The 13,464-nt window shown below is 65.2% G+C and carries 13 protein-coding genes; 12 read left to right on the forward strand and 1 reads right to left on the reverse strand.

Annotation, left to right across the window (positions count from 1 at the left end; translation table 11 throughout):
- Positions 1 to 16 precede the first annotated feature (16 nt).
- From ACODTA_RS13425 to ACODTA_RS13480, 12 genes are all read left to right on the forward strand, one after another.
- Positions 17 to 1,000 (forward strand): enoyl-CoA hydratase/isomerase family protein, encoded by a 984-nt coding sequence (locus ACODTA_RS13425; protein WP_489066410.1) that lies wholly within the window; start codon positions 17 to 19, stop codon positions 998 to 1,000.
- Positions 997 to 1,995 carry an LLM class flavin-dependent oxidoreductase gene (locus ACODTA_RS13430; RefSeq protein WP_489066411.1) on the forward strand — a complete coding sequence of 333 codons (999 nt, stop codon included), beginning with the start codon at positions 997 to 999 and terminating at the stop codon, positions 1,993 to 1,995. Before ACODTA_RS13425 ends, ACODTA_RS13430 begins: the two co-directional genes overlap by 4 nt.
- Positions 1,992 to 2,504 (forward strand): VOC family protein, encoded by a 513-nt coding sequence (locus tag ACODTA_RS13435; RefSeq protein ID WP_489066412.1) that lies wholly within the window; start codon positions 1,992 to 1,994, stop codon positions 2,502 to 2,504. Before ACODTA_RS13430 ends, ACODTA_RS13435 begins: the two co-directional genes overlap by 4 nt.
- Positions 2,501 to 4,048: an AMP-binding protein gene (locus ACODTA_RS13440; RefSeq protein ID WP_489066413.1), complete on the forward strand. Its 1,548-nt coding sequence runs from the start codon at positions 2,501 to 2,503 to the stop codon at positions 4,046 to 4,048. Before ACODTA_RS13435 ends, ACODTA_RS13440 begins: the two co-directional genes overlap by 4 nt.
- Positions 4,045 to 4,965: an SDR family NAD(P)-dependent oxidoreductase gene (locus ACODTA_RS13445; RefSeq protein ID WP_489066414.1), complete on the forward strand. Its 921-nt coding sequence runs from the start codon at positions 4,045 to 4,047 to the stop codon at positions 4,963 to 4,965. Before ACODTA_RS13440 ends, ACODTA_RS13445 begins: the two co-directional genes overlap by 4 nt.
- Positions 4,965 to 6,110, forward strand: a complete 1,146-nt coding sequence (locus ACODTA_RS13450) for an acyl-CoA dehydrogenase family protein (protein ID WP_489066415.1) — start codon at positions 4,965 to 4,967, stop codon at positions 6,108 to 6,110. The genes ACODTA_RS13445 and ACODTA_RS13450 overlap by 1 nt, the downstream gene beginning before the upstream one ends.
- A gap of 8 nt (positions 6,111 to 6,118) precedes the next feature.
- Complete coding sequence (locus tag ACODTA_RS13455) at positions 6,119 to 7,066, forward strand: acyl-CoA dehydrogenase family protein (protein ID WP_489066416.1); 948 nt, start codon at positions 6,119 to 6,121, stop codon at positions 7,064 to 7,066.
- Positions 7,067 to 7,199: 133 nt separating this feature from the next.
- Positions 7,200 to 8,291, forward strand: a complete 1,092-nt coding sequence (locus ACODTA_RS13460) for an LLM class flavin-dependent oxidoreductase (RefSeq protein WP_489066417.1) — start codon at positions 7,200 to 7,202, stop codon at positions 8,289 to 8,291.
- A 4-nt stretch (positions 8,292 to 8,295) separates the two neighbouring features.
- Positions 8,296 to 9,072 (forward strand): enoyl-CoA hydratase/isomerase family protein, encoded by a 777-nt coding sequence (locus tag ACODTA_RS13465; protein ID WP_489066418.1) that lies wholly within the window; start codon positions 8,296 to 8,298, stop codon positions 9,070 to 9,072.
- Between the two features lie 33 nt (positions 9,073 to 9,105).
- Positions 9,106 to 11,355, forward strand: coding sequence for a TonB-dependent receptor (locus ACODTA_RS13470; protein ID WP_489066419.1), 2,250 nt, complete (start codon positions 9,106 to 9,108; stop codon positions 11,353 to 11,355).
- 19 nt (positions 11,356 to 11,374) lie between these two features.
- Positions 11,375 to 12,550 carry an acetyl-CoA C-acyltransferase gene (locus ACODTA_RS13475; protein ID WP_489066420.1) on the forward strand — a complete coding sequence of 392 codons (1,176 nt, stop codon included), beginning with the start codon at positions 11,375 to 11,377 and terminating at the stop codon, positions 12,548 to 12,550.
- Positions 12,550 to 12,996 carry a MaoC family dehydratase gene (locus ACODTA_RS13480; RefSeq protein WP_489066421.1) on the forward strand — a complete coding sequence of 149 codons (447 nt, stop codon included), beginning with the start codon at positions 12,550 to 12,552 and terminating at the stop codon, positions 12,994 to 12,996. Before ACODTA_RS13475 ends, ACODTA_RS13480 begins: the two co-directional genes overlap by 1 nt.
- 17 nt (positions 12,997 to 13,013) lie before the next feature.
- Here the strand turns inward: ACODTA_RS13480 and ACODTA_RS13485 are convergent, their stop codons facing one another.
- On the reverse strand, positions 13,014 to 13,463 hold the full coding sequence (locus ACODTA_RS13485) for an acyl-CoA thioesterase (protein ID WP_489066422.1): 450 nt from the start codon (positions 13,461 to 13,463) through the stop codon (positions 13,014 to 13,016).
- Position 13,464 lies beyond the last annotated feature (1 nt).

The following is a 13,464-nucleotide window of genomic DNA, read 5'->3' on the forward strand; positions in this document are numbered from 1 at the left end:
AAGGAGCCCTGATTCGATGCCCAAGAAAACCGAGGTCGACCTGCTCCAGGAGCACTGGACGGCGGAACGCATGACCACAGATCGCGCGACGCTCGAAAGCTTCGTCCGCTACGAGGTCGATGCCGAGCGACGCGTCGCCACCATCATCTTCGATCGCCCGGACAAGCTCAACGCGATTCCGGTCGCTGCATTCGAGGTGGTCGGCGATCTGGTGAAGGAGGCCGAGGCCGACGACCGGGTGAAGGTGATCGTCTTCAAGGGCGAAGGCCCCTGTTTCGGAACCGGCGCGGACGGTGACGAGCTTGGATTCTATATCGGCTATGGTTCGGGAGAGGGCAAGGAAGGGCGTCGCCGCCCGCCGCAGCGCACGCGGATGCTGCCCGATCGCAACCTGTTGTTCGGCGCGTTCAACAGCCGCATTTCCAATTGCCTGAAGGCGACGATCTGCCAGGTCCACGGCTATTGCTATGGCGGCCATATGCAGATCGCGCTCGCCGCCGACATCGTCATCTGTTCGCCGGAGGCGACCTTCACCCATCCCGCATTCCGCTATCTGGGCGCGGGGCCGCAGGATGTGGTGCAGTGGATCGAGAATCTCGGGGTCAAGAAGGCCAAGGAGATCATGCTGACCATGCGGCCACTGCTGGCCGACGAAGGCGAGAAATGCGGTTTCGTCAACAAGGTGGTGCCGCGCGACGAGCTCGATCAATGGGTGGCCGATTACGCGGAGGCGATCTCGTTCATGCCGCTCGACGGCATCATGATCGGCAAGTCGATGATGCAGCTCGCGCTGAATGCGCGCGGCGCGTCCGTCGGCGAGATCGGCGCCTGGGTCGCGCATGGCTGGGCCACCAATCTCGGCCTTGACGAGAATGACTGGAATTTCCTGAAGGAACGCCGCGACAAGGGGCTTGGCCAGGCGTTGCGCGATCGCGATGCGGCAGTGGCGCCCTTTTTCCGTATGGGTGGGCGCGGCAAGAAATCGGAGTCCAGCACATGAAATTCGGCATCCTCGCCTCGCATCAGTTCCCGCGCGACGCCGATCTCGGGCGTTCGATCGGCGAGCTGATCGAATATGTCCAGGGCGCGCGCGACTTGGGTTATGATTCGGTGTTCGCGATCAATCACTTCCTGGGCAATCTCCAGACGCCCCAGACGATCTCGATGATGGCGCGGCTGATCGATCATTCGGGCGACATGATGCTGGGATCGGGGATCCTGATCCTGCCCCTTTACCATCCGGTCCATATCGCCGAGGAATTCGCGACGCTCGACCAGCTTTCGGGCGGGCGGATCGTGCTCGGTGTCGGCGCAGGCTATCGCCAGGAGGAATTCGACAGCTTCGGTATTTCGATGGATGATCGCGGCGGCCGGCTGCGCGAGGGGATCGAACTGATCCGTGCGCTGTGGACCGACGAGGCGGTGAGCTATTCGGGCGAGCATTTCGCGATCGAGAACAAGCGGATCGGCGTCGCGCCCGTTCAGCCGGGCGGCCCGAAGATCTGGGTGGGCGCGGGCGCGCGCGTGCCCGTCGCGCGCGCGGCGCGCCTGGGCGACGCGTGGCTGACGCCTGGCAATTCGCCGAGCCCCGATTATCTGCCCAAGCATGTCGGCATCTACAACGACGCGCTTGTCGCCGCCGGCAAGCCGGTCGACGGCATCGAACGGCCGATCCTGAAAGAGATGTTCATCGACGAGGACGGCGATCGCGCCCGTGAACTGGCGGTTGAATATCTGCGCCGCGAATATGCCGCCTATGGCCAATATGAAGCGCTCGACTGGTTCAATTCGCGCTGGCAGGAACTGATCGACAATTCGCTGCTCGTGGGTAGCCCGGACGAGATCGTCGCCAAGATCCGTGGCATCGCCGCGCATGGCTTCAACCATTTCGTCTTCCGCTCCTTCTGGGGCGGAATGCCGTTCTCGGAGGCGCAGCGCTGCCTGACGCTGTTCGCGGAGAAGGTGCGGCCGCAGCTCGAAACGGTGGACGCATGAGCGCCGCCGCACGCGAGATCCACCACATCGCGCTCACCGTGCGCGACATGAAGGCGTCCGAAGCCTTTTACGGTGGCGTCATGGGGCTCAGGCGGACGCTGGAGATGCCGATCCGGGATCCTCGCACGATCCGGGTGATGGGGTTGCCCGAAGGGGCGACCGGGCATAGCGTCTATTTCCAGGGGCCGACCAAGATCGGTCAGCTGGAACTCATCGAATGGCGTGGTCATGGGCGCACCGACACCGGGCCGAAGCGGCCCGGCGATCCCGGCGTCTTCCTGCTTTCCTTCGAGGTGAGCCGCGACGAACTCGACGAGATCTGGGAGCGGGGCGTAGCAGCCGGCACGCCGGTCCAGGCCGAACCCGCCGATGCGGTGCTGGAGAATTACGGCACGATCCGTGTCGCGATCTTCATCGATCCGGACGGTGTGCTCGTCGAACTGGTCGCCTTGCCGACCAAGGAAGAGATCGCGGCTTTCCGTGCGGCCAATCCGAGGGCGAGCCTGTGAGCCACGTCAATTTCTGGGACTGGGCGAAGCATGAGCCGGATCGGATCGCGGTTGGCGAGGTCGACGGGCGGAAGGTCGGTTTCGGTGAACTCGCGGACCGCGCGCACCGTACCGCGAACGCGCTGCTGGTGCGCGGCCTGAAGCCGGGCGACGCGGTCGCCACGGTGCTGCGCAACCGGTCCGAATGTATCGAGCTGTTCCTCGCCGCGCTCAATTGCGGCTGGTATTACGTGCCGATCAATCATCACGGCACCGCCGACGATATCGGCTATATCGTCGAGAATTCCGAAGCGAAGGCGGTCTTTGTCGATCCCGAATTCGCCGCGGTCGCGACCGCCGCGCTCGACGACAAGGGATTCCCGAAGGACATGCGCTTCTCCGTCGGCCGGGCGGAGGGGTTCGAGACCATGGACGCGCTGCGTGCTGGCGTATCGGGCGATCGTCCGCTCGGCCATCCCGCCGGGCAGGTGATGCAATATACGTCCGGCACCACCGGGCGGCCCAAGGGGGTGCGCCGGCCGCTCGAAAAGCGCGGCGCCGACGAACTGATCGGCGCGATGAGCTGGCTGCTGCGCAATTTCGGCATGGAGCCGGGGGTCGGCGTCCATCTCGTCACCTCTCCCATGTATCATTCGGCGGTGCATTCGGTTTCCACGGCGGCGCTCCATCTCGGCCAGTCGGTCGAGATGATGGAGCGCTGGACGCCCGAGGCCTGCCTGGAACGGATCGCGCGCGACCGTGTGACGAGCAGCCATATGGTCGCCACGCATTTCCACCGGTTGCTGCAATTGCCCGACGCGGTGCGCGCGGCGGCCGACGTCTCGTCGCTCACCCATGTCCTCCACGGCGCGGTGCCGACGCCGGTGGACGAGAAGCGGCGGATGATCGAATGGTGGGGACCGGTGATCGACGAATATTACGGATCGTCCGAAGTCGGCGGTACCGCGGTCTCGTCGAAGGAATGGTTGAAGAAACCCGGAACGGTCGGGAAACCCTTCTCGATCTCGGAACTGAAGATCCTCGACGACGACGGCAATGAACTCGCCCCCAATCAGGTTGGCCACATCTGGATGCGCCAGGGCGATCAGGATTTCTCCTACTACAAGGATCCGGAAAAGACCGCGAAGAACACGCGGGGTCGGTTCATCCATGTCGGCGATCATGGCTACGTCGATGAGGACGGCTATCTGTTCCTTTCGGGCCGCGACGCGGAAATCATCATCTCGGGCGGCGTCAACATCTATCCGGCGGCGATCGAGGCCTGTCTGCTCAACCATCCGGCGGTGGGTGATTGCGGCGTCGTCGGCGCGCCCAATGCGGAATTCGGCGAGGAAGTGAAGGCGGTGGTGATGCTCAATCCCGGCTGGTCGGCGGATCAGGCGATGGCCGATGCGCTGATCGCGCATTGCCGCGACGGCTTGTCGCGCATCAGCGTGCCGCGTTCGGTGGATTTCGTCGAAAGCCTGCCGCGCGATCCCAACGGCAAGCTTCAGAAAAAGGCGCTGCGAGACACTTATTGGGCAGCGCTGGAGCGTGCGCTGTGACGGCGGTCAGACTCGATGGCCAGGTCGCGCTGGTGACCGGGGCGGGGCGGGGGCTTGGCCGCGCCCATGCCATGCTGCTGGCCGAGCGTGGCGCGCATGTCGTGGTGAACGATATCGGTGCCGCCACCGATGGCAGCGGCGCGGCGGCTGGCCCCGCCGACCAGGTGGTGGCGGAAATCGTGGCGGCGGGTGGTTCGGCCCAGCCCTCCACCCATGACATCACCGATCCCGATCAGGCAGGGGCGATGATCGATGCCGCGCTGTCGCATAGCGGTCGTCTCGAGGTCGTCGTGCACAATGCCGGCATTCTTCGCGACCGGACTCTCGTCAAGCTGGCGTCCGACGATGTCGAGGCCGTGCTTGACGTGCATCTGAAGGCGGCGTTCTGGACGCTGATTCCGGCGGTGACGCAGATGCGCCAGGCCGGCTATGGGCGCATCGTGCTCACCGCATCGTCGTCGGGCCTGTTCGGCACCTTCGGGCAGAGCAACTATGCCGCCGCGAAGATGGGGCTGGTGGGGCTGATGCGCGTGCTTTCCGCCGAGGGCGAACGCGCGGGCATTCTGGTCAACACCGTGGCGCCCAGCGCCCGGACGCGGATGACCGAGGATCTGCTGGGGCCGCTGGCCGATAAGCTCGATCCCGCGCATGTCGCGCCGCTGGTGACATGGCTGTGCTCGCCCGCCTGCACCGCGGGCAACCAGATCTTCTCGGCGGGCGGCGGGCGCTATGCCAGCGTTTTTCTGGGACTGACGCCCGGCTGGACGAAGCCCGGCGACGGCGTGGCGAGCCCGGAGGAGATCGGCGAACAGATGGGCCGCATCCTCGATCTTGACGGATTCATCGTTCCGAAGAGCGGCGCCGACGAACTCGAAGTGATGCTCGCCGCACTGAGCGGACGCGAAGGGAAGCAATAATGGATTTCCGCGATACGCCCGAACAGGCGCGCTTCCGCGCCGAGGCCGCCGTGTGGCTCGACGAGGCGCTGCGCGGGTTCGCCCATGCCGCCGATGGCAAGGCTCGCGAAGAGCAGAGCATCGCCTGGCAGGCGAAATTGCATGCCGATGGCTGGGCCGGCATTTCCTGGCCCGAGGCCTATGGCGGGCGCGGACTCGGCCATGTGCACGACGCGATCTTCAACGAGGAAGCGGTGAAGCGCGACGCGCCGATCCCGATCAACGTGATCGGCGTCAATCTGGTCGGCCCCACGATCATGGTCCACGGCACGGACGCGCAAAAAGAGCGCTATCTGCCGCGCATCCTGTCGGGCGAGGAAGTCTGGTGCCAGGGCTTTTCGGAGCCGGGTGCGGGATCGGATCTTGCCGGACTCGCAACCCGCGCGGTGCCGGAAGGGGACGGCTGGCGTGTCAACGGGCGCAAGATCTGGACCTCCTGGGCGCACCGTGCGCAGAAATGCATCCTGCTGACGCGCACCGATACCCAGGCACCCAAGCATCGCGGCATCACCTGCCTTCTGGCCGATACGGCGAATTTCGAGATCAGCCCGATCACGATGATCAACGGCGACAGTGAATTCAACGAGATGCGGATCGAGGATGTCCTTGTTCCCGATCATGCGCGTCTGGGCGCGGTCAATGGTGGCTGGCTGGTCGCGACGACGGTGCTGACCTTCGAACGCTCGGGCGCCGCGCTGATGCTCCAGGTGATGGCGCAGCAGGTGCTCGATCGTCTGGTCGTGGCAATCCGCGACAGCGGCCGCGCCGATGACGAATTGCTCCGCGCCAGGCTCGGCAAGCTGGCGAGCGATGTCGAATCGCTGCGCGTCTCGGGCGTGCGGATCATGTCGGCGCTGGCCGCCGAGCGCGAACCCGGCGCGGAGAGTTCGTCGGTCAAGCTCGTCTGGGCGCGCGTGATCCAGGACATCACCCGGCTTGCCATCCAGGAAGGGCTGGCGGGTTCGCTCGACGATCTCGGCCTCGAGGGCGGCTGGTGGACCGATCGCTACCTGCGCGCGCGGGCGCATTCGATCGAAGGCGGCACCGACGAGGTGCAGAAATCCATCATCGCCGAGCGTGTGCTCGGCCTTCCGCGCTCGCGATAGAGGCATTCATGCAGGCTTTGCTGACACAGGATCAGGAACTCGTCGCGGAAACCGCTGCGCGATTGGCGAAGGGCGGACTGACGCGTTCGCGCGCGCTGCTCGACGGCGCCGAAACGGTCGATGGCCCGACTGCCGAACTGATCGCGGGCTGGAGTGGGCTAGGCGTGCCCGAAGCCGAAGGTGGTGCGGGCGGAAGTGCGGTCGAGGCCGCACTGCTCGTCCACGCGCTCGGGGAAGGGGCTGAACCCGGCGCCTTTCCCGGCCATTTCCACGCGGTTCACGCCCTGCTCGGCGCCGGGCTGGCGGGTGAGTTGCTTGGCGATGGGCGGACCGCCGCCCTGGTCGATGCGACGGGCGTCGGGCCCGACCGCTCCGCCGCGCTGATGGTGGAATATGGTGGCGATCGCTGGATCCTTTCGGAAGTCGCGGAGTGGACTCCGGTGCGTGCGCTCGATCCCGCCCGCCGCGCCGGGCGGGCGATGCGGGGCGCGGTGATCGCCGAAGGAATCGACTCGCGCCACGGCCTTTCGCGCATCCAGGTATTGCTCGCGGCGGAGGCTTGCGGAGTGGGCAGGGGCGCGATCCGCCTTGCCAGCGACTATGCCCGCACGCGCGAGCAGTTCGGCAAGCCGATTGGATCCTATCAGGCGATCGGCCACCGGCTCGCCCAGGCCACCGCCGATATCGAGGCCGCCTGGTCGCTGACGCTGCATGCTGCATGGGCGCTGGGCGATGCGCCTGAACTCGCGGTGCGGTCCGCGCACATGGCGAAGGCGGCGGCTGGCGACGCCGCGATCTTCGCTTGCGAGGCATGCGTGCAGACGCATGGCGGCATGGGGATCACGCGCGAAGCCGATCCGCATCTTTATCTGAAGCGCGCCTTTTCCATCGACGCGAGTTGGGGACGGGCGGCTGAACTCAATCGCAGGATCGGCGCAGCGTTGCTCGCCGGCTGATGTGTCGCGTCCGGTGGTTCGAGGCTACCGGAATTTAATCGAAAAACGAGAATCAAACCGGTCGGAATGTATTGCAACGCTGCGATCGACGAGTTAATACCAACCGGTCGGATTTAGAAATCAGGGACAGCCCATGAAGTTCGGAATCATGAATCTCTTCCCGCTGACGGAAGGACAAAGCGAGCGGGACGTGATCGACGAGACGATGGAGGAGGCGATCCTGGCGGATCGGCTCGGATACGACTCCTTCTGGTTCGCCGAGCATCATTTCTCCGGCTACGGAATCCTGGGCAATCCGCTTCAGTTCGGTACGGCGGTCGCGATGGCGACCAAGCGGATCACGATCGGCACCGCCGTGATGGTGATCCCTTTCTACAACCCGCTTCGCCTTGCCGAGGATGCGGCGCTTCTCGATCTGCTGTCGGGCGGTCGCTTCATGATGGGTTGCGGCCGTGGCTATCAGCCGCGTGAATTCGCCGGTTTCCATATCGATCCCAAGGATTCGGGCGAAATCTATGCGGAAACCGTCGATATCCTGCGCAAGGCCTGGACTGAGGACAATTGGTCGTACGCCGGCAAGCATTTCCAATATGCGGATATGACCGTCCATCCGAAGCCGTTGAACGGCGAACTGCCGATCCTGCATGCGTCGGTGTCGCCTGAATCCTTCGAAAAATGGGGCCGGCTGGGTGAGCGGATCATCACCAGCCCGAACTTCACGCCATTGTCGCTGATGAAGCGCAACTTCGATCTCTACACCAAGGGGTTGCTCGAAGGCGGCCATGACCCATCGGCGTTCGAGCGCCCTTATATGCAGCAGGTATGGGCGGGCCCGACCGAAGCCGGCAAGCGCGAGGCGGCCGAGGCGGCGCTGCGCTATTACCGGATGGTCGGCAACGTCATTCCCGGCCAGCAAAAGGGCCTGGTTCCCGTCGATGCCAAGGAACAGGCCTATTATGAGAAGGTGAAGCAGGGGATCGACCTGCTGAGCGTCGAGCAGACGCTGACCCATGGTGGCAATTTCGGCTCCACCCAGCAGGTGATCGATACGCTGGCGGTGCTCCAGGAGGAGCTGGGGGTCACGCACTATATCTGCTGGTTCCGCATCCCGACTCTGGAGCGCGGCGCGGCGCTGGATGCCATGCACCGGTTCGCGGAAGAGGTGGCGCCGGTGTTCCGCGATGCGCAGGAACCGGTGAAGCAGGCGGCGACCGCGCGGGTCTGACGCGATGCCGGACGCTTCCCCGATCCGTTATCAGGTCGAAGGCCGGGTGGTCGTGCTCACGCTCGACCGGCCCGAGCGGCGCAACGCCGCGGATCGGGCGCTGGTCGCCGCGCTGGTCGCGGCGATCGATCGTGCTGAGGCGGATGAAACGATCCAGGCTTTGATCCTGACAGGCGCGGGCGCGAGTTTCTGCGCGGGATGGGATCTGGACGATATTCTGGCGATGGGGGCGATCGACGAAGCGTCGCTCGCGGCAATGTTCGACGCCAATGCGCGCGCTCTGACGCGGCTGCGCGATGCCGCTCTGCCCACCATCGCGCTCGCCAACGGGCCGGTTGCCGGATTCGGCATGTCGCTCGTCGCCAATTGTGATTTCGCCATCGCCGCCGCCGATGCCACGTTCCACTTGCCCGAGGCCGCGATCGGACTGGTTCCCGCCGTCGTTGCGCAGGATATGCTGCGCGTCCTGGGACCGCGCGCTGCATTCGACTGGCTTGCGCTGGCTGATCGTCGTGACGCCGACGCCGCATATCGGGCCGGGCTGGTGCGGGCCGTGGTGCCCGCGCCGGAGTTGCCGGAAGCCGGACGGGCGCTTGCCGCGCGCCTTGCTGGCATGCCCGAGGGCGCTGTTGCCGAAACCAAGACATTGCTGCGGCGCCTCGACCGGGCGCCGCCCGACGAACGCCAGGCGCTGACGGTCGATGGCGCCGTCGCCGCATTGAGATCGCCGGCCGCGCAGGCGCTGATCGCGCGGATGAGGACAGAAAATAAAAGCAAATAGAGGGGAAGGATCATGGAAGGTAAGGAAATCAGGATGATGTCTTCGCGTCTGAAACTCGGCGTCGCGGCTGGAGCGCTGCTATGGGCGGCCGCCCTGCCGCAAATGGCGTCCGCGCAGAGCGCGGAAGCGCCGCAGGATGCTGAAGCCCAGTCCTCGGATGTCGGCGTCGCCGAAATCGTCGTGACGGCGCAGCGCCGCGCGGAATCGCTTCAGGACGTGCCGATCTCGATCACCGCGCTCACCAGCCAGTCGATCCAGGACGGCGCCATTCGCGGTGTGGACGAAATTGCGGGGCGCACCCCCGGTTTCACCATGACCGCCTTCAACGTCGCGCAGCCGCGCCTGTTCATTCGCGGCAGCGGATCCACTGATGACGGCGCGGCGCAGGACAACAGTGTCGCCGTGTTCATGGACGACGTCTATATCGCGCGCGGGTCGGGGCAGGCCTTCGAATTTCTCGATGTCGATCGGATCGAGGTGCTGCGTGGTCCCCAGGGCACATTGTACGGAAAGAATGTCGTCGGCGGCCTGATCAACGTCATCAGCCGGCGCCCGTCGCGCAGCATGGATGCCGCGGCCGAGATTTCATACGGCAACTATAATGCGCTCGATCTGCGCGGTTATGTGACCGGCCCGGTCAGCGATAATCTCGCCGTATCCTTTTCGGGCGTCCGCCGTTCGCGCGACGGCTTCGCGCGCAATATCCGCCTGAACCGCGATCTCGAGGATCTCGATCTCGTCGCGGTGCGCGGACAGGTCCTGTGGACGCCGACGCCCGACATCGATGTGCTGATCGCCGCCGATTACAGCAATCATTCGGACAATGGCCAGTCGCGCAAGGGCGAAGGGCCGTTCACGACGCCGCCCTTCGGCAGCGTCACCGCCGTCCAGACGTCGGATGATCCGCGTGAATCGGAATCGCCGCGCGTGACTTATCAGAAGCGCCGGATCTTCGGCACGCTGGGTCGCATCGACTGGCGCAACGAACTCGGCACGCTCACCTCGCTCACCGCCTATCGCACCAGCAAGGTCAATCTGGGCGATGCCTTCACCGGCATCGGTTCGCCGCCCTATCCGGTGCTCGACACGCTCAACATCGAGCAGGAAAGCGCCAAGCAGTTCAGCCAGGAAGTCCGCTTCGCCACCGATCCGTTCCTGAACGATCGCGTGACCGCGATTGTCGGCCTCTATTATCTGCACGAGAATGTCGACCGCACCGAGATCGCCGATCTCATCTCGGTGATCGGATCACGCGTGCCCTCGCTGGGCGGGCTGACCGGGATCAGCGGTTCCTACCAGCTCGCGACCACGGAGAGCCTGGGCGCCTTCGCATCGACCACCGTCAAGATCACCGAACGGCTGGGTCTGACCGCCGGCATCCGCTATACGCACGAGACCAAGGACATCGAAACCCAGGTCCGTTCGATCGCCGATACCGACAGCATCATCGCGGCCCCGCCGACCGAGGAATATGACATCGCGGCGAAGGGAAGCTGGGGTGGTTTCACCCCGCGCGTCGCGCTGACCTATGAGTTGAGCCCCGCGCTCAACCTCTATGCCAGCTATGCGCAGGGCTTCAAATCCGGCGGTTTCCAGGGGCAGGCGCCGACCGGTCTCGCCGCGTCGATCCCGTTCGATCCGGAACACGCCAGGAGCTACGAGATCGGTATCAAGGGACGGCTGTTCGGCAACAAGCTGACCTTCGCGCTTTCCGCGCACCACACCGATTATGACGATCTCCAGGTTCGCCAGAACGCGCAGCGCCCGGAAGATCCGTTGCCGATCATCCGCATCACCAATGCGGGCGCGGCGCGCGCGCGCGGCATCGAGCTCGATCTGAACGCGAAGCCGACATCATGGCTCACCCTGTGGGGCAGCTATGGCTATCTGGACGCCAAATATGTGCGGCTGACCGATAATACCGGCAAGGATCGCTCGGGCAACGACATGGTCTATGCGCCCAAGAACACCTATAATATCGGCGGCGAGGTCGAACTGCCCGTCAGCGACACCGCGTCCGCGTTCGCGCGCGCCGAATATCGTTGGCAGGACAAGTTCTTCTTCGATCCGGCGAACGACGCGGTGAATACCCAGCAGGGCTATGGGCTGTTGAGCGGCGCGGTCGGCGCGCGTTTCGCCGACGGGCGCATCACCGCCGAGCTTTGGGGCAAGAACCTGACCGACAAGCTGTACCGCACCAGCAACATCCCGTTCCTGGGCGATCGCTTCGTCACCTATGGCGCTCCGCGCACCTACGGCGTGCGGTTGCGCGTCAATTACTGAAGGAAAGACGGGCATCCTCATGCATGAAGTAGCCATTGTCTCGGTCGCGCGGACCCCGATTGGAAAGGCGTTTCGGGGCGCGCTCAACGATACGCATGGCGCGGCGCTCGGCGCGCACGCCATTCGCCATGCCGTGGCGCGTGCCGGCGTCGATCCGGCGGAGGTCGAGGATGTCGTGATCGGCAATGGCAGCCCTGAAGGCGCGCAGGGCATGAACATCGCCCGTATGTCGTTGCTGAAGGCGGGGCTGCCGGTGTCGGTGCCCGGGCAGACGGTCAATCGCTTCTGCTCCTCGGGGTTGCAGGCGGTCGCGACCGCCGCGCACCAGATCGGTTTCGAGGGGTTGAATGTCGCGGTCGCTGGCGGCCTGGAAACCGTCAGCCTGACCCTGCAGCATATCAACCAGCATCGTCTGGCTGACGAGGAACTCACGCGGACGCATCCCGGCCTGTTCATGCCGATGATCGAAACCGCCGAGGTGGTGTCGCGCCGTTATGCGATCGGGCGCGATCGCTGCGATGCCTTCGGTCTCGAAAGTCAGCGGCGCACTGCCGCCGCTCAGGCGGCAGGCGCGTTCGACGACGAGATCGTGCCGATCGCGGCGACCAGGCTCGTCACCGATCGGCAAACCGGTGAAACCCGGCATGAGCAGGTGACCTTGGCCAGCGACGAAGGCCCGAGACCGACCGGGGCCGATCAGCTCGCCGCGCTCCAGCCCGTCATGACCGACGGCACGGTGACCGCCGGCAATGCGAGCCAATTGTCCGATGGCGCCGCGGCGCTGGTGCTGATGCGCGCCGACGAGGCCGCCCGGCGTGGCCTCGCGCCACTCGGCCTGTTCCGCGGTTTCGCCGTTGCCGGCTGCGAGCCGGACGAGATGGGGATCGGGCCGGTCTTCGCGGTGCCAAAGCTGCTCGCGCGGCACGGGCTCACTGTCGACGATATCGATTTGTGGGAGTTGAACGAGGCTTTCGCCGTCCAGGTTCTGTATTGCCAGGATCGGCTCGGTATCGACCCCGCGAAGCTCAACGTGAATGGCGGTGCGATCGCGCTCGGTCATCCCTTCGGCATGTCGGGCGCGCGCATGGCCGGCCACGTGCTGATCGAGGGCCGCCGCCGCAATGCGAAATGGGGCGTCGTCACCATGTGCGTCGGCGGTGGCATGGGGGCGGCGGGCCTGTTCGAGATCCTGTGATGAACGGCATCGTCGAACGCCTTGGCGCCCGGATCGGCGAGAACTGGGGGCCTAGTGCGTGGCTGACGATCGATCAGCCGATGATCCAGGCCTATGCCGATCTTTCCGGCGATCGCCAGTGGATCCATGTCGATGTCGATCGCGCACGCACCGAGGGCCCGTTTGGCGAGACGGTGGCGCATGGCCTGCTGATCCTGTCGCTGATTCCCGCGATGGTCGCCGATGCGCCCTGGCTCCAGGCCAGGGCCGGCGTGAATTACGGATCCGATCGGTTGCGTTTTGTCTCGCCGGTGCGCGCTGGTGACCGTATCCGCGCGCATTGCAGCCTGACGGCGATCGAGCCGCATGGCGCGGGGGCGCGGGTCACGACGTCGGTTTCGATTGAAATCGATGGTCAGGCCAAGCCCGCCTGTGTCGTCGACATGATCGGCATCATCTTCGCCTGAAGTCGCGGCGCGACTGGTCAGGCGATCGGCGGAAGCTCGCCGCAGGCCGCGCGATAACCGCTCAACCGCTCCTGATAATGATCGCTGAGCGGAATCGCTGACCGGTGCGACGCATCGGTGGTGACGCAGGTCATTCGTCCGACGAACGACAGTGCATCGTCCCCACGCCGACCGATCACCAATAGACGGAAGCTCGTTCGCCCGATTGCCTCGACATAGACGGTGCTCGAGAAATGCTCGCCGGGGCGCAGAGACTTGTGCAAATCGGTGGTCAGTGAACGCACCGGCGTGCCGATCTCGCCCTCGTTGAGCTGCTGGTGGATCGAAAGCCCCATCACCTGTTCCAGCCACACCTCGGCCGCATCGAAGACGAAACCGCCATAGCGCGGTGTGAAGACGATGCCGGCGGGATCGCAGTCGCCGAAGCGGACACGGCTGTCGATCCGGATCGGCGCATCCATGGTCATG

This window comes from Sphingomonas sp. FG14, from assembly GCF_057809675.1.

Coding starts and splice junctions, on each gene's coding strand:
- ACODTA_RS13480 (WP_489066421.1), top strand. CDS start 12,550: ATGAACGGCATCGTCGAACGCCTTGGCGCCCGGATCGGCGAGAACTGG.
- ACODTA_RS13475 (WP_489066420.1), top strand. CDS start 11,375: ATGCATGAAGTAGCCATTGTCTCGGTCGCGCGGACCCCGATTGGAAAG.
- ACODTA_RS13460 (WP_489066417.1), top strand. CDS start 7,200: ATGAAGTTCGGAATCATGAATCTCTTCCCGCTGACGGAAGGACAAAGC.
- ACODTA_RS13435 (WP_489066412.1), top strand. CDS start 1,992: ATGAGCGCCGCCGCACGCGAGATCCACCACATCGCGCTCACCGTGCGC.
- ACODTA_RS13425 (WP_489066410.1), top strand. CDS start 17: ATGCCCAAGAAAACCGAGGTCGACCTGCTCCAGGAGCACTGGACGGCG.
- ACODTA_RS13450 (WP_489066415.1), top strand. CDS start 4,965: ATGGATTTCCGCGATACGCCCGAACAGGCGCGCTTCCGCGCCGAGGCC.
- ACODTA_RS13470 (WP_489066419.1), top strand. CDS start 9,106: ATGATGTCTTCGCGTCTGAAACTCGGCGTCGCGGCTGGAGCGCTGCTA.
- ACODTA_RS13465 (WP_489066418.1), top strand. CDS start 8,296: ATGCCGGACGCTTCCCCGATCCGTTATCAGGTCGAAGGCCGGGTGGTC.
- ACODTA_RS13430 (WP_489066411.1), top strand. CDS start 997: ATGAAATTCGGCATCCTCGCCTCGCATCAGTTCCCGCGCGACGCCGAT.
- ACODTA_RS13455 (WP_489066416.1), top strand. CDS start 6,119: ATGCAGGCTTTGCTGACACAGGATCAGGAACTCGTCGCGGAAACCGCT.
- ACODTA_RS13485 (WP_489066422.1), bottom strand. CDS start 13,463: ATGACCATGGATGCGCCGATCCGGATCGACAGCCGTGTCCGCTTCGGC.